The organism is Solidesulfovibrio carbinolicus (assembly GCF_004135975.1).
GTDB lineage: Bacteria > Desulfobacterota > Desulfovibrionia > Desulfovibrionales > Desulfovibrionaceae > Solidesulfovibrio > Solidesulfovibrio carbinolicus.
On sequence record NZ_CP026538.1, the window covers coordinates 3,298,183 to 3,320,286 of the forward strand.

Below are 22,104 nucleotides of genomic sequence, written 5' to 3' on the forward strand. Positions count from 1 at the left end.
GTACCGCCATGCTCGACAAGAAACCCGCCACAGCCTTCCTCGTCGTCTGCATCGTCTGCATCGCCTGGAGCCTGGGCGCGGCCCTGACCGCCGCCGCCTCGCCCCCGGCCGCCAAGGAGGCGCCCATGAAGTCCCAAGCCCCCAACCTCGCCGTGGCCACCCTGGCCGGCGGCTGCTTCTGGTGCGTGGAAGCGGATTTGGAAAAACTGCCCGGCGTGGCCTCGGTGGTTTCCGGCTACACCGGCGGCACAGAGTCCAACCCCACCTATGAGCAGGTCTCCAGCGGCCGCACCGGCCACTACGAGGCCGTGGAGGTCCGGTTCGACCCGGCCCAGGTCAGCTACCGCCAAGTGCTGGACGCCTTCCTGCGCCACATCGACCCCACCGACGCCGGCGGCCAGTTCGCCGACCGGGGCCGGCAATACCGGCCGGCCATCTTTGTCCACGACGAGGCCCAGCGGACCGAGGCCAAGTCCGCCCTGGACGCCCTGGCCGCCTCGGGCCGGTTCACCCGCCCCATCGTCGTGGACATCCTGCCGGCCGGCCCCTTCACCCCGGCCGAGGACTACCACCAGGACTACTGGCGCACCCATGCCGGCCCGTACAAGGCCTACCGCACCGGCTCGGGCCGCGACCAGTTCCTGGCCCGGACCTGGGGCAGCCAGCCGGCCGCGTCCAAGCCGGCCGGAGAAGCGGCCAGCCCGGGCAAGGCCCCGGCCCAGCCCCCGGCCTGGCGCGCCTTCACCCGTCCCTCCGACGCCGCGCTGCGGGCCACGCTTACGCCCCTGGCCTTCGAGGTCACCCGCCAAGACGGCACCGAGCGGCCCTTCGACAACGCCTACTGGGACAATAAGGCCCGGGGCATCTACGTGGACATCATCTCCGGGGAGCCGCTTTTCAGCTCCCGGGACAAATACGATTCCGGCACGGGCTGGCCGAGCTTCACCCGTCCCATCCGCCCGGACGCCGTAACCGAGCGGCCCGACAACAGCCTGTTTTCGCGGCGCACCGAAGTGCGAAGCCGTATCGCCGATTCCCACCTCGGCCACGTCTTCCCGGACGGCCCGGCCCCCACCGGCCAGCGCTACTGCATGAACTCCGCCGCCCTGCGCTTCGTGCCGGCCGAAGCCATGGAAGCGGCCGGCTACGGCGAATTCCTGCCCGATCTCGGCCAATAACAAGCGCCTCTCCCAAGGTCCCCTCGCCGGGCGCGTCCTTGCTTCTCGCCGCCGCCGCCCCCGGAACAACGTCCTTCCGGGGCCGGCGGCGGACTCCAAAAGCAGGCGGTCCGGCGCAGGGGCGTTACTTCTTGCCCTGGCTACTTGTGAAACTATGAACAATATTCTGGCATCCTCTTGCCGTTTGGGCTAAAAAAAGACCCATCCCGCCGGACGAGCCGTCCCGGCGGCCGCTACCGCCACCGATAACGGCAACTGCCCCAGGGAGACGGTCGTGAGCACAACCAGGGTCCGCCCATGGCCCTAAGCGTCAAGGGCAAGCTGCAAGCGCTGTGCGCCGTCATCGTGGCCGGCTTCGCCTTGGTGTTTGTCGTGGACATCCGGGAGGGCCGCCTCACCGAGCGCACCCTGGCCCTGGAGCGCTTGGCCGTGGCCGCCCGCATTGAGGCCCTGGAGATGCGCCGCCAGGAAAAGAATTTCTTCCTGCGCCACGATCCCGAGGCCCTGGCCGCCGTGCTCCGCCACCAGCAGGCCGCCGTGACCGCCATTGAGGCCATCCGCGCCATCGACCCGGATCACGATCCCTTGTCCGACGCGGCCCTGGCCCGGCTCGACGCCTATCGCCGGGGGTTCGAGGCCATCGCCGGCTCCCCGGGCGGGAGCGACGCCGCCGATCCCACCGCCCGGTATCTGGAAAGCTCCCAGGCCCTGGAACGCCTGCCCGAAAGCCACCCGGCCCTGGCCGAGGCCGTGGGCCGGGTGGCCCGACTGGAAAAACGCTGGCTGGCCTCGGGAACGGCGGAAAATCTCCGACGGTTGACCCGCGAAGCCGAACACCTGCGCGACAGCGGGCCTTTTCCCGAAACCGCGCGCGCGGCCCGGGACTACCTCGCCGCCCTGGACGACTATGCCAGCCGCCTGGAAGACGCCGGCGCGGCCACGGCCTCGTTCGTGTCCGCCGCCCGGGCCCTGGAGCCCGTCACCGAGTCCTTGCGGGCCGCCTACGAAACCCGGCGAAACGCCATCGCCCGGGTCACGGACCTGCTCGATTTCGGCATCCAGGCCGCGGTCCTGGTCCTGGTCGCCCTGGCCGCCTGGGGACTGTTCCGGGCCGTGGCCACGCCGCTGGATCGCCTTCGCCGCCATGCCCGGCGGCTGGTCCGGGGCGAGACCGCCAATCTGGATCCGAGCGAATATTCCGGCGAATTTCGGGATCTGGCCGCCGACATCGCGGCCATGGAAAGCCATCTGCTGGACACCATCCGCGAACTGGCCGGCAAGGAACGCGAGGCCGCCGACCAGGCGTGCAAGGCCGAGGCCGCCCGGCAGCAGGCCGAGGAACTGGGCCGGGTCAAGACCGATTTTTTAAGCCTCGTCTCCCACGAATTCAAAACGCCGCTGACCTCCATGGTCGGCTTCGCCCAGGTCATGCGCAAGCGCCTGGAACGCGGCCCTCTGGCCGAACAGGCCGGCCACGCCCCGGACATTGCCGCCGAGGTCCAGCGCCTACGCCACAATCTGGCCATCATGCTGGAGGAAGGCCGCAAGCTCGCCGGGCTGATCGACAACGTCCTGGAACTGGCCGCCCTGGACGCCGGCGATCTGCCCTTGGCCCCGACGCCCCTGGCCCCGGCCGAGATCCTCGACCGGGCGGCCGCTCCCCATCTGGCGGCGATGCAGGCCAAGGGGCTGGCTTTCGTGCGCGACATCCCCGGCGATCTGCCGCCCCTTCGCGGCGACCGGGACCGGCTGGTCTTCGTTTTCGACCAGCTCCTGTCCAACGCCGTGAAGTTCACCCAGGACGGGCAGATCGCCTGCCGGGCCGGGGTGCGGGACGGGCTGGCCGTCATCGCCGTGGAAGACACCGGCCAGGGCATCCCCGCCGACATGGGCGAAGCGGTCTTTGAGAAATTTTTCCAGCTCGGCGACGTCACCACCGGCAAAATGCCGGGCCTGGGCATCGGCCTGGCCGCCGCCCGGGCCGTGGTCAAGCGCCACGGCGGCGCCATCACGGCCCACGGCCTACCCGGCCGGGGCGTCCGCGTCGAGGTCGCTCTGCCCCTTTTCGAGGCCGCCCCATGACCCTTTGCATTGCGAACTCCCTGGGCTATCGTGCCCCATGCGTCCCCATTCCCGCGAGGCCACTGCCATGATTCAGGACGAACTCAGCCGGCTGCGCCTAAAGCTCATCGCCGTCACCCTGGCCTTTTCCTTTATTCCGCTTTTAAGCCTCGGCCTTGGACTCTACGCCAAGTTCTACGACACCTACACCGAGAAGATCTACGGCAACCTGCGCAATCTGGCCGACAACAAGAAAGTCACCATCGACCTGTTTCTGACCGAACGCGTGGCCCAGCTTTCCAACCTGGCCCTGACCGAATCCTACGCCGAGCTGGCCGGCGACGCGTATCTCGAACGCATTTTCGGCGTGCTCCAGCTGCACAGCAAGTCTTTCCTCGACCTGCAGGTCATCGACCAGAACGGCATCTGTGTCTCCTACGTCGGCCCCTACCAGTTGCGCGGCATCGACTACAGCCGCGAGGACTGGTTCCGCACGGTCATGGCCAAGGGCATCCACATCAGCGACGTGTTCATGGGCTTTCGCAAATACCCGCATTTCAACATCGCCGTCAGCCGCCGCGAGGGCGAGCGAACCTGGGTCCTGCGCGCCGCCATCGACTCCGACATCTTCGATTCCCTGGTGCGCACGGTGCAGCTCGGCAAATCCGGCGACGCCTTCCTGTTAAACGCCCAGCACGTGCTCCAGACCAAGCCGCGCTTTGGCCACGACATGTTCGACACCGTGCCCTTCCCGGACATCCCCCGATTTTCCGGCACCCGGGTGGACGAGCTGACCATCGGCGGCGAGGTGTCGCTCTACGCCATGACTTGGCTCAATCTCAAAGACTGGCTGCTGGTCATCAAGGACGATCCGGGCGAGGAGCTGCTGCCCTTGTACCGGGCGCGCTGGCTCCTTATTTTGCTGCTGTGCGGCGGCGGCACGCTCATCGTCATCGGCGCGGTGTTCATCGCCAACGGCACCGTGCGCGAGCTCATCCGGGCCGAGCGGGAAAAGGCCACCCTGGACGCCTCGCTCACCCAGTCGAGCAAGATGGCCGCCCTGGGCAAGCTGGCCGCCGGCGTGGCCCACGAGGTCAACAATCCCCTGGCCATCATCATGGAAAAGGCCGGCTGGATGCGCGATCTCTTAAGCGAAGAGGACATCAAGGCCAGCCCCAATTTCCAGGAATTCGCCGACGCCGTGGCCAAGATCGAGTTCCACGTGCGCCGGGCCAAGGACGTCACCCACCGGCTGCTCGGGTTCGCCCGGCGCATGGAGCCCACCCAGGAGAACCTCGACGTCAATCTGCTTCTGGAACAGACCCGGTCGTTTCTGGAAAACGAGGCCAACTTCCGGGGCATCGCCTTTGTGCGCGACTACCAATCCGACCTGCCCCACATCGAATCCGACGCTTCCCAGCTCCAGCAGGTCTTCCTCAACATCCTCGACAACGCCATCGACGCCATCGACAAAAACGGCACCATCACCATCGCCACGCGCAAGCTGCCCGACACGCCGGAAGTGGAAATCGCCATCGCCGACACCGGCAACGGCATCCCGCGTGAAACCCTGGAGAAGATCTTCGATCCCTTCTTCACCACCAAGAAAGTCGGCGAAGGCACCGGCCTTGGGCTGACCATCAGCTACAGCATCATCGAAAAGCTGGGCGGCCGCATCCAGGTCGCCAGCGAGGAAGGCAAGGGCACCACGTTCCGCATAACCCTGCCCGTGGCCGTCTGAGTCTTGCGCCCCGGGGCCGGAGGTCCGCGCCGCGACGCACGCGGCGCGTCCCCCGGCCTGGCCGCTGCCGGACCGCGAGGTCGGGCGGCGGATGGCCCCGAAAAACCGAAACCGACCGGATCACCCATGCAACAAACAGGCAGCCCGACGCCGGGTTCGCAACACCCGAACGCCTGGAGAGAGGTACTGATGGGACTTCGCGTCTTGGCCGTGGATGACGAGGCCGATTTCATCGAAACCCTGGTCAAACGGTTCACCTACCGCCAGATTCCCGTGACCGCCGCCGGCAACGGGCCTGACGCCCTGGCGTTTTTGGAGCGCGAACCCTTTGACGTGGTCATCCTGGACATGCGCATGCCCGGCATGGATGGGCTGGCCGTGCTTCAGGAAATCAAGAAGCGCCACCCCCTGGTCGAGGTCATCATCCTCACCGGCCACGCCTCGGTGGAATCCGGGATGCAGGGCATGTCCCTTGGAGCCTACGACTACGTGCTTAAACCCGTGGACTTTGGGGAATTGCTGGAAAAGGCCAAGAAGGCCTATGAGCGCAAAAAGCTTAATGAATCCCGGGCCGACGCCTGACGCTCCCGGGCTGTTGCCCGGGGAACACGCGCCGCCCTTGTGGCCCCATACCCTGCTCGCCCCGGGGCTGGCCGGCGCGGCCGTGCTCTCGGCCCTGGCCGCCCCGCCCCTGGTCGGCGTGGGGCTGGCCCTTTTCGCCGGGGCCATCTGCATCGGCTCGGCCCTGACCCTGGCCCGGCGGGTGCGACGCGGCGAACGCGAACTCCACGAGCTCGACATCAGGCTCCTGCATTCCCAAAAGCTGGCCGCCATCGGCGAACTGTCCTCGGGCATCGCCCACGAGATCAATAACCCGCTGGCCATCATCACCCAGGAAATCGACCTGGCCCGGGAACTCTTTGGCCCCAATGCCTGCCCGGCCCAGGAGGATCTGGCCGACATCAAGGATTGCCTGGATCAGGTCGGCAAGCAGGTGGCCCGCTGCCGCCAGATCACCCACAAGCTCCTCAATTTCGCCCGCAAGATGGAACCCGTGCTCCAGGAGGAAGCCCTGGAGCGGGTCATTGAGGACATGGCCGTTCTGGTCGAGCGCGAGGCCGCCGGGCGCGGCGTGGCCATCCGGCGCGACTACGACCAGTCCCTGCCGCCCATGCGCACCGACGTGCCGCTGTTGCGCCAGGTCATCCTCAATCTCCTCACCAACGCCCTGCACGCCACCCCCGAAGGCGGAACCATCACCCTGGCCACCGGCCGCCAAAACGGACGGGCCGTCATCGAGGTGCGCGACACTGGCTGCGGCATTCCCCCGGAAAACCTGCCCAAGGTCTTCGATCCCTTTTTCACCACCAAGGAACCCGGCAAGGGCACGGGCCTTGGCCTGTCCCTGTCCCACGGCATCGTCGCCCGCCTGGGCGGCAATCTCACGGCCCAAAGCGCCGTTGGCAAAGGCTCGGTTTTCACCGTCAGCCTCCCCCTGTAACCAACGCCCGATTCGCCACGGAGAACCCCATGGCCGACCCCATCCGCGTCCTTATTGTCGATGACGAGGAACGGTTCCGCGAAACCCTGGCCAAGCTCCTTGGCCGCCACGGCTTTGTCGTGCGCGAGGCCGGCAGCGGCCCGGCCGCCCTGGAGCTTTTGGCGCAAGCCCCCTGCGACGTCATCGTGCTGGACGTCAAAATGCCCGGCATGACCGGGGCCGACGCGTTGCCGCTGTTGCGCGCCGCCTGCCCCGAGGCCGAGGTGCTGGTGCTCACCGGCCACGCCTCGGTGGACATCGCCTCGACCATGATCGCCGGCGGCGCGGCCGATTATCTGCTCAAGCCCTGCCCCACCGAGGAACTCGAAGGGGCCATCCGCGCCGTCTACGACCGCCGCCAAGCCACCCGGCCCCGCTGACGGGGCGCGCGCGGCCCCAAACCGCTCACCGTCCCCGGCGGCTCTCCGCCTGCACCACATGAACCACCGGCCGCCCGGCCCCCGGCTTGCTACGGCAAACCAGGGTCCGGGCGGCTTGTCGTTTGGGCCATACGCTGCCCCGGACGCCGACTCGCGGCCAACGCCCCCGCCCCGCGACAACATCCCTTGACCGTCAACATTTGCTGACAAAGACCGTATGAATTAAAACTTCAATATTTTAGATAAATTAGCAACACAAACCCGAGTTGCGACAAGTTTTGTTGCTCCAGCCCCCGCTGGCCGGACCGCCCCGGCCGCCTGGCCATATCCAAATAAATCCTTCAAAATAAACACGTTAAAGACATCGCGCCAAGTTGGACCAGCCCTTGCTTTGGGGAAGGTCAGGTTACGCGGCCGCAACCGACGCGCCGCGACCCTGCCCAACCAACAACTCCTCAAAGCGAGGCAATGATGAAAAAGCTGTTGATCCTTGGCTCGGGCGCCGGCGGCGTCATGGTGGCCACCCAGCTCCGCAAGAAGCTCGATCCCCGGGAATGGAAGATCACCATCATCGACCGCACCTGGCAGCACCACTATCAGCCGGGCTGGCTTTTCGTGCCGTTTGGCATCTACGACATCAAGGACTGCATCAAGCCGCAGACCGACTTCATTCCCTCGGGCGTCGATTTCGTCCAGGACGAGATCACCAACGTCGATCCGGTCAAGAAGGTCGTCACCTGCAAGGGCGGCTCCCACTCCTATGACTGGATCGTGGTCGCCACCGGCTGCCGCATCATGCCCGACGAGATCGACGGCATGCTCGACGGCTGGGGACAGGACGTCCACAACTTCTACACCCCGGACGGCTCCATCGCCCTGGCGAAAAAGCTCAAGCACTTTAAGAAAGGCAAGCTCGTGCTCAACATCGCCGAGATGCCCATCAAGTGCCCGGTGGCTCCTCTGGAGTTCGTGTTCCTGGCCGACTGGTTCTTCATGACCCAGGACAGCCGCTGCAACATCGAGATCGAGCTGGTGACCCCGCTGACCGGCGCCTTCACCAAGCCCGTGGCCGCCGAGATCCTGGGCCGGATGTGCGAAGAGAAAAACATCAAGATCGTGCCCAACTTCGAGATCGCCCAGGTCAACGCCGACAAGAAAACCATCGAGTCCCACAAGGGCGAGGAACTCGATTACGACCTGCTCATCTCCATCCCGCCCAACTTCGGCTCCCAGGTCATCATCGACAGCGACATCGGCGATCCCATGGGCTACATGGACACCGACCACCACACGCTGAAGTCCAAGAAATACGAGAACATGTACATCATCGGCGACGCCACCAACGTCCCGACCTCCAAGGCCGGCTCGGTGGCCCACTTCGAGTCCGAGATCGTGGTGGGGAACATCCTGCGCGAGATCGACGGTCTGGAGCCCCTGCCGGAATTCGACGGCCATTCCAACTGCTTCATCGTCTCGGGCTACGAAAAGGCCGTGCTCATCGACTTCAACTACAAGATCGAGCCGCTGCCGGGCAAATTCCCGTTCCCGGGCATCGGGCCGCTGTCGCTTTTGGAAGAATCCTTCCTCAACTACTGCGGCAAGATGATGTTCAAGTGGGTGTATTTCAACCTGATGCTCAAGGGCAAGGAACTGCCGCTGGAGCCCCAGATGTTCATGGCCGGCAAAAAGCGCATGGGCGCTTGCGCGCTGTAGGGAGGTGCGTCCAATGACCACCGAGGAACGCATTCTTGAACGCCTTGAGTCCATCGAGGCGGAGCTGAAAGAACAACGGGTCGCCCGTCTGGAACGGGGCGAGATGTTCCACGACATGAACCCGCTCATGAAGTCGGGATTTAAAATCCTGCTCAAGGAACTGGGGTCCGTGGAAGCCGGTTTCCAGCTCGAAGACCTCTTCGTGCTGATCAAGCGCTTCCTGCGCAACATCGGCAACCTGGCCTACGCCCTGGAGCAGCTCGAAAACATCATTGAACTGTGGCACACCATGGAGCCTCTGGCCAAGTCCATGGTCCACACCGGCATCCGCAGCCTGGGCGAACTGGAACAGCGCGGCGTGTTCCGCACCTACGCCGCCATGATGGATGTGCGCGCCAAGGTCGCCGCCCATTACGGCCCCGACGACATCGCCGCCATGGGCGACAGCTTCGTGGCGCTCATTGGCCTGCTCAAGAAGATGTCCGATCCCAAGATGCTTGAACTGCTCGACAAGCTCACCGACCTGCCGGCCGGCCTGGATCTCACCAAGGCCGAACCCGTCGGCCCCCTGGGCATGGTCAAGGCGCTTGGCGATCCCGATCTCAAGCGCGGCATCGGCGTCGCCCTGGAACTGGCCAAGGGCCTGGGCAAATTAAGCGAAGCCGCCCCCCGTTAAAGACCACCAAAACGAGGATGCCATCATGGCCAAGAAGATACTCATCATCGACGACGATCCCGAAGTCGTCAGCTACTTAAAAGACCTCTTCGACGGCGAAGGCTTCACCACCTTCACCGCCACCGACGGCGTGGCCGGCCTGGAGCAGGCCCAGGTCCACAACCCGGACCTCATCACCCTGGACATGGACATGCCCGCCCGTGGCGGCACCCTGTTCTACGTGAAGCTGCGCAAGGAACCCGGCCTGGCCGAGATTCCGGTCGTCGTGATAAGCGGCGTCGGCCCCCGTCCACCGGCCCTTGGCAGCAACGTGCCGGTCATCAGCAAGCCTGTGGACCGGGTCAAAACCTTGCGCCTTGTCAAGGAGATGCTTGGGGAATAAGCCTGAGGACGACTTCGGGAAGCCGCCGACTTCGACCCTCGGCTTCGCCCTTCCCCGGTCCCCGCTTGGGCACTTACCCCCGCCGGCTCATGCGGCGCGGCCTTCCATGGACACTTGCGTCGGCCGACCGCCCATCGGCCGCCATGGAGGCCGCGCCGCCAGCCGGCGGTTATTTTTCACCGCCGGCCGTCGCCATGACGCGACGGCCAAGACTTTCGGAGAGGGCGCATGAACGAGAAGGTGCTGCTGGTTGACGACGACGAGGCCATCCGCGAAGTCCTCAGCCTCTCCATCGCCGACCTGGGCTACGACGTGGAAACCGCCCCCGGCGGCCGCGAAGCCCTGGACCTGTGCGCCACCTTCAAGCCCTCCATCGTGCTCACCGACATCAAGATGCCCGGCATGGACGGCATCGAACTGCTTTCGCGCGTCAAGGCGCTTGATCCCGAGATCGAGGTCATCATGATTTCCGGCCACGGCGACATGGAACTGGCCATCGAAAGCCTCAAGCGCCAGGCCCTGGATTTCCTCACCAAGCCCGTGCGCGACGAACTGCTCACCGCCGCCCTGCACCGGGCCGCCGACCGCGTGTCCATGCGCCGCCAGATCGCCGAACACACCCGCAATCTCGAACGGCTGGTGCGCGAAAAATCCGCCCGCCTGGTCGAGATGGAGCGCCGCATGGCCGTGGGCCAGGCCGTGGAGGGCGTGGCCAGCGCCATCGAGGGGCTGATTGCCTCCTTCGACCAGGGGCCGAGCTATTTCAACCAGATGCCCTGCTGCATCGTCATCCACAACCGCTACCTCGAAATCGTGGCCGTAAACACCCTGGGCCGGCAGCGCCTGGGCGAGGTGGTGGGCAAGATGAGCTGGGAACTCTACGCCGACCGCCAGGGCAGCGGCAACGCCTGCCCGGTCTGGCGCACCGTGGAGCAAGGCCAGGGCCAGCGCGGCCGCGAGACCTTCCGCGACAAGGACGGCCGCGAGATTCCGGTGCTGGTCCATACCGCCCCGGTCTTTGGCACGGACGGTCAGGTGGAGCTGGTCATCGAGATCGCCGCCGACGTGGCCGAGGTGGGCCGGCTCCAGGAAGAACTGCGGGCCGTGCGCGAAAAGTTCCAGCGCCTGTTCGACGCCGTGCCCTGCGCCATCGCCGTGCTGGACCAGGACTTCACCGTGGTCGAGGCAAACCGCCAATGGCGCGCCGACTTCGGCGAGGCCGAAACCGGCCCCTGCCACAAACTCTTTGCCCACCGCGACGACCCCTGCGAACACTGCCCGGCCGAAAGCTCTTTCCACGACGGCGCGTCCCACGAAGGCGAAACCGTCGTTTCCACCCGCTGCGGCGCGGCCAAAAACATGCTCTTGCGCACCGCTCCCATCCCCGACGCCGCCGGCGAAACCAGCCAGGTCATCGAAATCGCCGCCGACATCACCCCCATCCGGGCCCTGCAAGACCACCTCGCGTCGCTTGGGCTCATGCTCGGCTCCATGTCCCACGGCGTCAAAGGCCTGCTCACCTCCCTCGACGGCGGCATGTTCAAGGTCGAAACCGGACTGTCCCGCGAGGACTGGACCCGCGTGCGCGACGGCTGGGGCGTGGTGTCCGACAAGATCGGACGCATCCGCAACATGGTCCTCGACATCCTGTGGTACGCCAAATCGCGCGAACCCGAACTCGCCCCCGTCTCCATCGAAACCTTCGCCCGCGATCTGGCCGGCATCGTCGAAGCCAAGGCCAAAAGCCGCGGCGTGGCCTTCATCCTGCGCCTGGGCGAGGCCGAGGGCACCCTGCCCATGGACGAAACGGCCCTGACCTCGGCCATGGTCAACCTGCTCGAAAACGCCGTGGACGCCTGCGCCGAAGACAAGGTCAAGGCCTTCCACGAAGTGACCCTGACCGTGGAAGCAACAGCCGAAGCCGTGACCTTCGTGGTCGCCGACAACGGTGTGGGCATGGACCAGTCCACCCGGGAACGCATGTTTACGCTGTTTTTCTCCTCCAAAGGCTCGCGCGGCACCGGACTGGGGCTTTTCATCGCCAACCAGATCGTGGCCCAACACAGCGGAGCCATCGCCGTGACCTCCGAACCCGGCGTCGGCAGCGCCATCGCCGTGCGCCTGCCGCGCGGCGATGGCGCTGGGGTGTGCGCTTAGGGAGGTGCCTCCGGCGGCCAGGAGAGGCGCGGCCTCTCCTGGACCTCTCCGCCGGGGGCCTGAGGCCCCCGGACCCCCCACATGGAGAAAGGGATTAAGGGGGTTATGACGTGGATTGGTTCTCCGGCAGGTTAGCAAGCCAAGGGGGCCGGGAAGATGCGCCCCTTCCCGACTGCCTTGTTGGCTCGGGGCGAAGCCCCCAAACAATCGCCCTGGTGCTCTCCCTATTTTCAGACTGATTTGATCGTATTATACGTCTTCGACGCATCCACGCCGGACGCCGCGCAACCGTCCGACCCCTTAACCCCCTTCCAGGGGGTCCGGGGGGGATGATCCCCCCCGGCCGCCGGAGGCATCTGCATTCATGTCCCCTTTGCTCACTTTCATACGCAGCCATCTGAGCATCAAGATCGGCATCCCGTTGGCCGTGGTGCTGTTTGGCTGCATCTTTGTCTGGGCCGGTTTCCAGGTCGCCCGCGAGGAGCGCTTTGTCCAGAACGCCGGGGTCAAGGAAGCCGACCGGGTCCTGGCCACGGCGCGTCTTGGCCTGGATTACGCCATGCTGCTCAATTCCCGCGAGGACATCCGGGCCATTGTCGCCAACCTCGGCCGGCTGCCCGAGATTCGGGAAATCCGCATCATCAACAAGGCCGGCCAGGTCATGTTCACGAGCAAGGGCGAGGCTCCGGGCACGCGCCTGGACACCTCGGCCGCGCCCTGCCAAGTCTGCCACCAGCGCACGCCGCCGGCCGTGTCACCCAGCCTGGAGCATCGGCTGTATGCCCGGGAGACCGTGGGCGGCGAGCAGATCTTGCGCATCGTCGGCCCCATCGCCAACGAACCGGGCTGCGCCGAGCTGGCCGGCTGCCATTTCCACAAGGACAGCGAACAGATTCTCGGCGTCCTCGACATCGCCTTTTCCCTGCGCGAGAGCCAGTCGCTGATCGAGGAATTCAAAGAGAACACCGTCTATCTGGCCGCCCTGGTTTTCGGCGCGGCCATCCTGACCTTGTTTCTGGTCATTTTCGTGCTCATCAAGCGCCCGCTGTCGCGCATCGAGGGCGAGGCCCGGACCTGGGCCAAGGGCAAGAAACCGGTCAGCATCGACGAGGACCGCCTTGACGAGATCGGCCAGCTCTCCCGGGCCATCCATCAGATGGGCAGCGACCTCATCGCCAAGAACAGCCAGATCGAGCTGCAAAAGGATCTGTATCAGGACCTTTTCGAGGGCGTGCCGTGTCTGGTGACCGTCCAGGACCGCAATATGCGTCTGCTGCGCTTCAACCGGTCCTTTGCCGAGAAGTTCAACGCCTCGGTGGGCGAATACTGCTTCAAGGCCTACAAGAACCTGGACGCGCCGTGCCCGTCCTGTCCGGTCAAAAAGACCTTCGAGACGGGCCGTTCCCACACCACCGAGGAGACCGGCTGCTACAAGGACGGCACGCGGGCCGACTGGATCGTTACCACCTCGCCGGTCTACGACTCCGAGGGCAACCTCGTGGCGGCCATGGAGATGTGTCTGGACATCACCTCGCGAAAGGATCTGGAGCTGGCGCTTAGGCGGTCGGAGAAGAAGTATTTCGACGTGTTCAACAACGTGCCCGGCGCGGTGTTCGTCATCGACCGCGACGACCTGTCGGTGCTGGACTGCAACCGGGGGGCGGTGGCCATGTACGGGCTGCCGCGCGGCGAGCTGACCAAGCGCTCGCTGCACGACCTGTTTTACGACGAACGCCGCGACGCGGCCATGGCCGCGGTCATCGACGGTCAGGACGTGGAGCAGGCCCGCCATGTCACGGGCGACGGCCGGCCGTTTTTCGTGTCCATGCACACTTCGTTTTCCGAATACGCCGGCCGGCGGGTGCTGCTCGTCACCGTAGCCGACATCACCAAACGCCTGGAGGCCGAACAGCAGCTCATCCAGGCCGGCAAGATGGCGACCTTGGGCGAAATGGCCACGGGCGTGGCCCATGAGATCAACCAGCCCCTGTGCGTCATCCAGACCAGCGTCGATCTGGTGCGCCGCCACCTTGGCCGGGGCGAGGCTCCGCCGTTGCCGCTGCTCACACGCTTAACCGACCTTATCGGCAATCAGGTGGACCGGGCGGCCCGGATCATCGGGCATATGCGGGAATTCGGGCGCATATCCGACCATGAGGCGGAGTTGGTGGACGTGGGGGCCATTGCCCGGCGCTCGGTGGAATTTTTCGCCGAGCAGCTGGCCCTTCGCGGCATCGAGACGGAGTTCGCCCTGGCCGAGAACCTGCCGCCGGTGCGCATCGATCCCAACCGGCTGGAGCAGGTGATGATCAATCTGCTGGTCAACGCCCGGGACGCCATCGAGGAGCGGGCCAAGCGGGAGCCGGCCTGTCCCCGGCGCATCGTCATCAAGGCCACGGCCAACCACGACGCGGTCAAGGTGCGCCTGTCGGACACGGGCGCGGGTTTCCCCAAGGAACTGGCGGCCAAGATCTTCGAGCCGTTTTTCACCACCAAGGAGATCGGCAAGGGCACGGGCCTGGGGCTTTCCATCAGTTACGGCATCATAAAAGACGCCGGCGGCGACATCGTGGCCGCCAAAAACGCCGAGGGCGGCGCGACCTTCTACATCCGGCTGCCGGTGGCGAGGGAGGGGTAGAGTCGCCTCAGCGCGCCAGCACGACGAAGGAATCCTGTTGTTCCCCGGCGCGGGAGAGCTTGAGCGTGGTAAAGGCCAGGGCCAGGCGACGCCCGTCGTCGGGTGCAAACGTGCCCCCCGGCGCGGCCGGTTCCTGATGGTTGTACGCCCCGTAACGCAGCGTCACCGTATTGTCCCCGGCCTGTCCGGCGAAGTCCAAACGCACGGGCGTGGTCTGCGCCAGCCAGGGTTGGGCCGCCAACGGCCCGACTTTGGCCAGAACGACGCCATTGACCAGTATCTCCATGGTCTGGCCGGGGATGGGATTGTTGCAGGCCAGCTCCAGACGCATCGGTTCCGGGCGCTCCAGATGAAACCGCATGGCGCTTTGCGGCCCGAACCCCCAGCGGTATCGGCCCTCCGGCACGGTTTCGATCTCGCCGATCTGCTCCATGTCCACGGCAACGTCCGCATCCAGGGCCTCATCGGGCTCGGAAACGGCCACATCCATTTTCTCGAAGCGAATGCTGTCGCTTACGCCGTAAAAGGAAACATTGCTTTCTGGATCGGCCATGGCCACCGTCACGGAGAGATGCTGGAAGGGCTTGCGCCGCTGCAAACGGATGCGCGCCGTATCCGCCGTCCAGTCCGGCGGCAGATCGAACACCAACCGGGGCTCCTCGTCGTCATAGGCGCAAAAAACCTGAAAGACATGCCCCTTCCCGGAGCGGCGCAGCACCATGTCCAAGGCCATGTCGCTGGCCTTGGCCCGGGTTTTGTTCTCGAACCGCACGGTAAAGCGTCCCGGTTGGTCGTAGGCCGCCGGGGCGATGGTGTGGGCCAAGGGGGATAAAAGGATTTGCACGTTTTCGGCTTGGTAAACCGTGCGCAGGAAATCCGGGGCATAGGCGTCAAACGAGTCTTTATAGGGCAGCGCGTCGATGACGGCACCGGGTCGGCGGGCAATGTCCCAGGCGGTGATGGTCGCGCAGGACAAAGCATCAACGGCGGTTCGCGCGCCGCAGTCGGCGAGCAGCTTGTCCGCGGCCTGGCGAACCGCCTCGGGGTGGTCCTGGTCGCTGTAGATCGGCCCATTGGCCACAAGCGTCGTCGTAACGACCGGGTCCGTCGGCAGGATACGATTGCGGGCGAGATCGGTGGAGGTGAACTGCCGCAGATACCAGTTGACGAAGTTGCGCTCGAAACTTTCATTGAACAAGACGGCCGAGGGCGATTTGAGAAACGGCTGCAGATGGATGGCCATCTTCTTGTAGCACTCTTCGTAACCGAAGATGGAAGAATTCATGGCGTAAAGGGTTTCGTGCCGGACTGTAAAGAGCAACACGGCCGCCAGGCACGGGACGAGCGCCGCCGCAAGCTGGACCGCGCCCTGGCGCGGCAGGAGCGCCCTCGCCCCTCTGGCGCAAAAAAGCAATAAGGCCGGAATAATAAAGGCAATATGCCAAGGCTCGTAGAACAGACCGTACTTGGCCAGAACCAGTACGCCAAGGGGCAGGACGATAAACGCCCCAAGATACAGCCCGGCCAGACGGCGGGTGCGAAACAGGGAAACCACGCCGACGGCGAACAGCGCCCAGCCGACAATGTTCACCCAGGGCAAGGGGAAAAACGCCAGCATCTTGTCGAGGTTGACCACGCTTCGGGTCAGGGTCCAGGCCATGGACAGATTGAGGTCAAAGCCGGGGAATTTGCCCAGACGCAAAAGCAGCAAGGGCAGGTCCAGCAGGAGCGAAAGCCCGGTGATCCCCAAAAACGGCAGATAACGCCGCAAGACGGCCTCTCGGGAAGCAAACGGGAGAACCGCGAGCAGGCAGGCCGCTTCCGTGCCGACAATCAGCAGCGTGTTGAAATGAAACAGCAGCAAGGCGGCATTGAGCACGGCCAGCCGGATCAGGTTGCGGCGGCTGGGGTCGCGGATAAAATCCAGGAGCCAGGCCATGGCCAGAATGGTCAGGCAGACGATGAACGGATGGGGACGCAGCAGCCGCGACATCTGCAGATGCAGCGGATAGGCGGCCAGCAGGGCGGCCGCGATGAGGGACGTGCCCGGATCGAACAGACGCCGGCCCAGGCGATAGAGCAGATAGACGGACAGCGTGCCGGCCGCGGCCGGAAACAGGCGCAAGGCGAAGTCCGAGTGCCCCATGAACAGCAGCGCCTTGACGATATAATAAAAATACGGCGGATGCGCGTCCGTGGTCAGCGCTCGCAGCCAGATGTAGAGCGGACCGTGCTCGGCGGCGATCAGCACCAGGGCCTCGTCGCGAATCAAGCCGGGCGTGCCGAGCTCCGCGAAACGCAGCACGAACCCCACAGCCACGATCAAACCAAGCAGCAACAGATCGCGCGACGTTTCGCGCCCGGACCCGATCAACGGATTGTCCACGGGAACTCCTGCGGCGGGCGGGAAGGCTTGTCCGACCATACCCGATTGGCAAAGTCGCCGTTTCCTACACGACGGGCGTGGCGTTCTCAAGCCATCCCGCCCATCGCGCCAACGTTTGACGGCGACGCGGCCACTCCAAAATAACACCCTGAAATAATGAAGCAACTCGTTTCCTGAAATGGCGATTACGCTTTCGTAATCGAACGCGCAATTTTCGTAACCAGACCCCCTTTCCGTTGGCGGCCGCGCCCGCCGAACCGCCTGGGGCCTGCTTCGGAGCATATGGCACGATACATGCTATAAGAGGCCCGCAAGCAGACGGCCGCCCGGCCAAAAACTGCCAGAAATATCATAACATTCCGGGCGGTTGAAAAAATCCTGCCCAGACTGAAAAAAGTACGCCGCCGCCGTCGGTTACCGAAACGGCAGACGGCAAAAGCGGGCGAAGGTTCGCCCAACCCAAGGAGAAGGGGAATTATGTTCCAGATCGAAGAAGGACTCGCCGGCGTCGAAGCCCTCCCGCGCATCCGCGCCAGGGGCCGGTATCTGTTTGCCGGGGAAGACAAGTTCTTCATCAAGGGCGTCACCTACGGCCCGTTCCCGGAAAACTCCCGGGGCGAACCCCTGCCCGAGGACGACACCGTGGCCCATGACTTCGAACTCATGCGCCGCGCCGGCATCAACGCCATCCGCGTCTATTACGTGCCGCCCCGCCGCTTCCTGGACATCGCCGCCCGCTACGGCGTGCGCGTCATGATCGGCGTGCCCTGGCCCCAGCACCTGTGCTTCCTCGACCAGTGGGAAGTCAAGGAAGACATCAAGAAGACCATCCGCGAGGCCGTGGCCTCCCTGGCCGGCCATCCGGCCATCCTGGCCTGGCTTATCGGCAACGAGATCCCCAGCCACATCGTGCGCTGGCACGGCGCGGGCAAGATCGAGAAGTTCCTCGAAAAGCTCACCAACATCGTGCGCGAGGAAGACCCCGAAGGCCTGGTGACCTACGCCAACTACCCGTCCACGGAATACCTGCGCCTGCCGTTTTTGGATTTCCTGTCCTTTAACGTCTACCTCCACGACGAGAAAGCCTTCCGCGCCTACGTCAAGCGGCTGCAGAACGTGGCCGGCGAACTGCCGCTGGTCTTGTCCGAATTCGGCATGGACTCCATCCGCAACGACGAGGAGCATGTGGCCGAGACCCTGTCCTGGCAGTTGCACGCCTCCTTTGAGCTGGGCGTGTCCGGCACCATGGTCTTCGCCTGGACCGACGAATGGTTCACCGGCGGCCATCTGGTCGAGGACTGGAAGTTCGGCATCGTGTCCGAGGTGCGCAAGCAAAAGCCGGCCTACCAGGCCGTGGCCGACGTCTACCGCCAGAAGCTGCCCCATCTGCCGGCCGACGCGCCGTTTATCTCGGTGGTCGTGTGCGCCTACAACGCCGACTCCACCATGGACGGCTGCCTGGCTTCCTTTGCCAAGGTCGACTACCCCAACTTCGAAGTCATTGTGGTCGATGACGGCTCCACCGACGCCACCGGCGAGATCGCCGACCGCCACGCCGCCGCCGCGCCCTACATCCAGGTGATCCACCAGCCCAACCTGGGCCTGTCCGCCGCCCGCAACGTCGGCATGAACGCCGCCCGGGGCACCATTGTCGCCTACACCGACTCCGACTGCTACGTGGACCCGCATTGGCTGCACTACATGGCCTGGGCCTTTACCGACGAGCGCTTCGTGGCCGTGGGCGGCCCCAACCTGCCCCCGCCCGACGACAACCGCACCGCCGCCTGCGTGGCCGTGTCGCCCGGCGCGCCGACCCACGTGCTTTTGACCGACGAGATCGCCGAGCACATCCCGGGCTGCAACATGGCCTACCGCAAGGAATACCTGGCCGGCATCGGCGGCTTCGACGCCACCTACCGGGCGGCCGGCGACGACGTGGACGTGTGCTGGCGCCTCCAGGACCAGGGCCACATCATCGGCTTTTCCGCCGCCATGTTCGTATGGCACCATCGCCGCTGCACGGTTTCGGCGTACCTCAAGCAGCAAAAGGGCTACGGCCGGGCCGAGGCGCTTTTAATTCCCAAGCACAAGTTCCGCTTCAACCTGCTGGGCAACTCCCGCTGGGCCGGCCGCATCTACGGCGACATCTCCGGCGCGCTTTTGGCCGCCCGGCCGGTGGTCTACCACGGCGCCTTCGGCATGGGGCTGTTCCAGACCCTCTACGAACCCAAGGGCAGCCTGGCCGCCTATCTGCCGCTGTCCATGGAATGGATGGTCGTGGCGTTGGCGCTGATGCTCGCCACGCCCTTTAGCCTCATCGCCGGCGGCGTGGGGCTGGCCATGGCCGCCGCCACCGTCGCCTTCGTCGGCTACCGGGTGAGCAAGGCCCGGCTGCCCAAGCACCACGACTGTCTGGCCTCCCGCCTGACCATCGCCGGCCTGACCCTGGCCCAGCCGGTGCTGCGCGGCTGGACCCGCTACAAGACTCTGGCGGCGCTTAAGCGCGGGGCCGGCGTCAACGCCTGCCCGCTGCCCCTGGCCGACACCTCGGCCTGCGACGAAGCCAGCCTGCCGCGCATCGGCTTTCTGCGCCGTCTGGCCGGTACCGCCGGCATCCTGGCCCACCGCCTGTCGTTCCACCGCTTCTTCTGGAACAACAAGGGCCTGGAGCGCGACGAGCTGCTGGCCTCGGTCATCGGCCTGCTGCGCACTCTTGGCGTCAACTATGCCCTGGATTCCGGCTTTGCCGCCTCGTCCAACACCCCGCCCTGGGACCTGTCGGTACGCACCTGCCGCCTGACCACGGCCCGGCTGCGCATGACCGTGGAGAACCACGGCGGCGATAAGCGGTTCGTGCGCATGGCCGGCTCGGTGCTGCCCTCTGGCCTCGCCACCGCCGCCCTGGCCGGTTTGGTCATCGCCGCCGGCGTCCTGGCCATGCTCAAGCCCCTGGCCGCCATCGCCGCCGGAGCCGCCGCCCTGGCGCTGACCGCCTGGATGGGCCTGGGCCTCTACCGCGCCGCCGCCCTGGTCGCCACCATCACCCAGTACGTCATGGTGACCCGTCCGGGCTGCTCGGCCTCCGAGCCCAAGGACGAGCGCGTGGTCAAGGTCGTCAAGCCCCAGACCGTCGCCCGCGACGACGCCGACGACATCACCGCCCCGGCCGAGCCCGTGGCCCCGGCCACCATCGAAGCCGCTTAATCCCAAGCGACAACGCGCCGCCCCCGGATTCCGTCACGGCCAAGGCCGGACGGCCGGGGGCGGCCTGCGTGAGGCCGCCGGCCGGCCAAGCCCCTTGCCCGGCCGGCCCAAAGGCCGTACACGACGCTTCCGACCCTCGGAAGCAACCGGAAGGGTTGCCGCCTCTCCCGGACCGGCCAGGCGGACGTTTCGTCCGCTGTGGTCTGGCGGCCCGGCCGCCAAGGAATGACGCCATGAGCATGTTTCGCACCCTGCTTCGCTACCTGCGCCCCTACCGGCATCTGTTCGTGCTGGGGCTGTGCCTGGTCGGCATGGCCAGCGCCATGGAACTCCTCAAACCCTGGCCGCTCAAACTCGCCATCGACCAGATCATCGGCCACAAGCCCCTGGACGTCTTTGGCTGGAAACCGGATCTGACCGCCTGGACCGTGAGTTTTCAGCTCATCTGCGTGGTCGGCCTGCTGGTCAGCGTCCATTTTCTGGTCGGCTTTGTGCAGCTGTGCAACAACTACCTGACCATCCGCATGGGCCAGGACATGGTCCAGGACCTGCGCTGCGACCTGTTCGACCACTTGCAGCGCCAGTCCCTGCTCTTTCACCAGAAATGGCCCACCGGCGACCTCATCTACCGCATCATGGGCGACACCTACGCCGTCCAGACCTTGCTCATGAACGGCGTCTTCACCACGCTCACCAGCTCGGCCTTGCTCATCGGCATGTTGGTGGTGTGCCTGCAGATGGACGCGGAACTCACCCTCTACGCCCTGTGCGTCATACCGTTTCTCTTTCTGGCCATCTCCCGGGTCTCGCGCAAGATCGGCGACCTGACCACCGAGACGCACATGAAGGAGTCGCAAGTCTACACCACGGTGGAGCGCATCTTTTCCTCCATCACCCTGGTCCAGGCCTTTGGCCGCGAGGACGAGGAACGGCGCAAGTTCGTGGCCGAGTCCCAGCACTCCTTTGACCGCAAGCTGTCGCTCTACGCCTTGCAGACTGTCTACGGCTGGCTGGTCTCGGGCATCACGGCCACGGGCACGGCGCTGGTGCTCTACATCGGCGTGCGCCATGTCCTGGACGGCACGCTGTCCACCGGTGAACTGCTGGTCTTTATTTCCTATCTCGCCTCGCTCTACACGCCGCTCAACAGCTTAAGCGACACCGTGGCCGGCATCCGGGCGTCGCTGGCCCGTGCCCGGCGCGTCATGGACGTGTTGGCCGTCAACGAGGCCGTGCCGGAAAAGCCCGACGCCCCCAAGCTGGCCGTGGGCCGGGGCGAGGTCGTCTTTAGCGACGTGACCTTTGGCTATACCCCCGAAAAGATGGTCTTAAACGACGTGGCCTTCACCTGTCCCGGCGGCTCCACCGTGGCCATCGTGGGCCAGACCGGGGCCGGCAAGACCTCGCTGGTGAGCCTGCTGCTGCGTTTTTACGATCCCCAGAAAGGCGCCATCGTCATCGACGGCCAGGACCTGCGCGACGTGACCCTGCGCAGCCTGCGCGACAACATCGCCATCGTCCTGCAGGAAACCCAGCTTTTCCCCATGAGCGTCCACGACAACATCGCCTACGGCAAACGCCAGGCCAGCCGCGAGGAAGTCGTCCAGGCCGCCACCCTGGCCAATGCCCACGACTTCATCATCGGCCTGCCCGACGGCTACGACACCATCCTCGGCGAAAAAGGGGCCAACCTCTCGGGCGGCCAGCGCCAGCGCATCTCCATCGCCCGGGCGCTGTTAAAGGACGCGCCGCTTTTAATCCTCGACGAACCCACTTCGGCCCTGGACGCCGAGACCGAGGCGCTCATCATGGAAGGCCTGGAGCGGCTCATGCAAAATCGCACCACTTTTGTCATCGCCCACCGCCTGTCCATGATGCGCCGGGCCGATATGATTTTGGTGATCAAAAACCAGCGCATCCATGAGATGGGCTCCTATGACGAGCTCATGGCCCAAAACGGCGAATTCGCCCGGCTCCACGCCATCCAGATGGGCAAGGGCAAGCCCGAGAAGCTGCCGCCCGCGCCGCTGGTGGCCTAACCGCCCCGG

At 65.4% G+C, this 22,104-nt stretch carries 14 protein-coding genes; 13 read left to right on the top strand and 1 reads right to left on the bottom strand.

Going from position 1 to position 22,104, the window contains the following annotated elements:
• Positions 1-8 precede the first annotated feature (8 nt).
• The 11 genes from msrB (at position 9) to C3Y92_RS14750 (ending at position 14,466) form a co-directional block, all read left to right on the top strand.
• On the top strand, positions 9-1,178 hold the full coding sequence (gene msrB, locus C3Y92_RS14700) for a peptide-methionine (R)-S-oxide reductase MsrB (protein ID WP_129353778.1): 1,170 nt from the start codon (positions 9-11) through the stop codon (positions 1,176-1,178).
• A gap of 297 nt (positions 1,179-1,475) precedes the next feature.
• Positions 1,476-3,260: a sensor histidine kinase gene (locus tag C3Y92_RS14705; RefSeq protein ID WP_129353780.1), complete on the top strand. Its 1,785-nt coding sequence runs from the start codon at positions 1,476-1,478 to the stop codon at positions 3,258-3,260.
• Between the two features lie 67 nt (positions 3,261-3,327).
• Positions 3,328-4,980 carry a sensor histidine kinase gene (locus tag C3Y92_RS14710; protein ID WP_129353782.1) on the top strand — a complete coding sequence of 551 codons (1,653 nt, stop codon included), beginning with the start codon at positions 3,328-3,330 and terminating at the stop codon, positions 4,978-4,980.
• A 189-nt stretch (positions 4,981-5,169) separates the two neighbouring features.
• Positions 5,170-5,562, top strand: a complete 393-nt coding sequence (locus C3Y92_RS14715) for a response regulator (RefSeq protein ID WP_129353784.1) — start codon at positions 5,170-5,172, stop codon at positions 5,560-5,562.
• A complete protein-coding gene (locus tag C3Y92_RS14720; RefSeq protein WP_235669502.1) occupies positions 5,522-6,481 on the top strand; it encodes a sensor histidine kinase in 960 nt (319 codons plus the stop codon). Before C3Y92_RS14715 ends, C3Y92_RS14720 begins: the two co-directional genes overlap by 41 nt.
• Positions 6,482-6,510: 29 nt before the next feature.
• Positions 6,511-6,900 (top strand): response regulator, encoded by a 390-nt coding sequence (locus C3Y92_RS14725; RefSeq protein WP_129353786.1) that lies wholly within the window; start codon positions 6,511-6,513, stop codon positions 6,898-6,900.
• 471 nt (positions 6,901-7,371) lie between these two features.
• Complete coding sequence (sqr, locus tag C3Y92_RS14730) at positions 7,372-8,613, top strand: type III sulfide quinone reductase, selenoprotein subtype (RefSeq protein ID WP_043600168.1); 1,242 nt, start codon at positions 7,372-7,374, stop codon at positions 8,611-8,613.
• Between the two features lie 13 nt (positions 8,614-8,626).
• The gene (locus C3Y92_RS14735; protein ID WP_235669503.1) at positions 8,627-9,289 is read left to right on the top strand and encodes a DUF1641 domain-containing protein; all 663 of its coding nucleotides are present in this window, start codon (positions 8,627-8,629) and stop codon (positions 9,287-9,289) included.
• A gap of 25 nt (positions 9,290-9,314) precedes the next feature.
• Positions 9,315-9,671, top strand: coding sequence for a response regulator (locus C3Y92_RS14740; RefSeq protein WP_129353790.1), 357 nt, complete (start codon positions 9,315-9,317; stop codon positions 9,669-9,671).
• Positions 9,672-9,899: 228 nt separating this feature from the next.
• Positions 9,900-11,828, top strand: coding sequence for a hybrid sensor histidine kinase/response regulator (locus C3Y92_RS14745; protein ID WP_129353792.1), 1,929 nt, complete (start codon positions 9,900-9,902; stop codon positions 11,826-11,828).
• Positions 11,829-12,192: 364 nt separating this feature from the next.
• The gene (locus tag C3Y92_RS14750; RefSeq protein WP_129353794.1) at positions 12,193-14,466 is read left to right on the top strand and encodes a PAS domain S-box protein; all 2,274 of its coding nucleotides are present in this window, start codon (positions 12,193-12,195) and stop codon (positions 14,464-14,466) included.
• Between the two features lie 7 nt (positions 14,467-14,473).
• Here C3Y92_RS14750 and C3Y92_RS14755 read toward each other — a convergent pair whose 3' ends face one another.
• Positions 14,474-16,852, bottom strand: a complete 2,379-nt coding sequence (locus C3Y92_RS14755; RefSeq protein ID WP_235669504.1) for a glycosyltransferase family 39 protein — start codon at positions 16,850-16,852, stop codon at positions 14,474-14,476.
• A gap of 477 nt (positions 16,853-17,329) precedes the next feature.
• On the opposite strand from C3Y92_RS14755, the gene C3Y92_RS14760 reads away from it, so the two are divergent.
• Entirely contained in the window at positions 17,330-20,056 is a 2,727-nt protein-coding gene (locus tag C3Y92_RS14760) for a glycosyltransferase (protein ID WP_129353798.1), read from the top strand.
• 233 nt (positions 20,057-20,289) lie between these two features.
• A complete protein-coding gene (locus tag C3Y92_RS14765) occupies positions 20,290-22,095 on the top strand; it encodes an ABC transporter ATP-binding protein (protein WP_129353800.1) in 1,806 nt (601 codons plus the stop codon).
• Positions 22,096-22,104 lie beyond the last annotated feature (9 nt).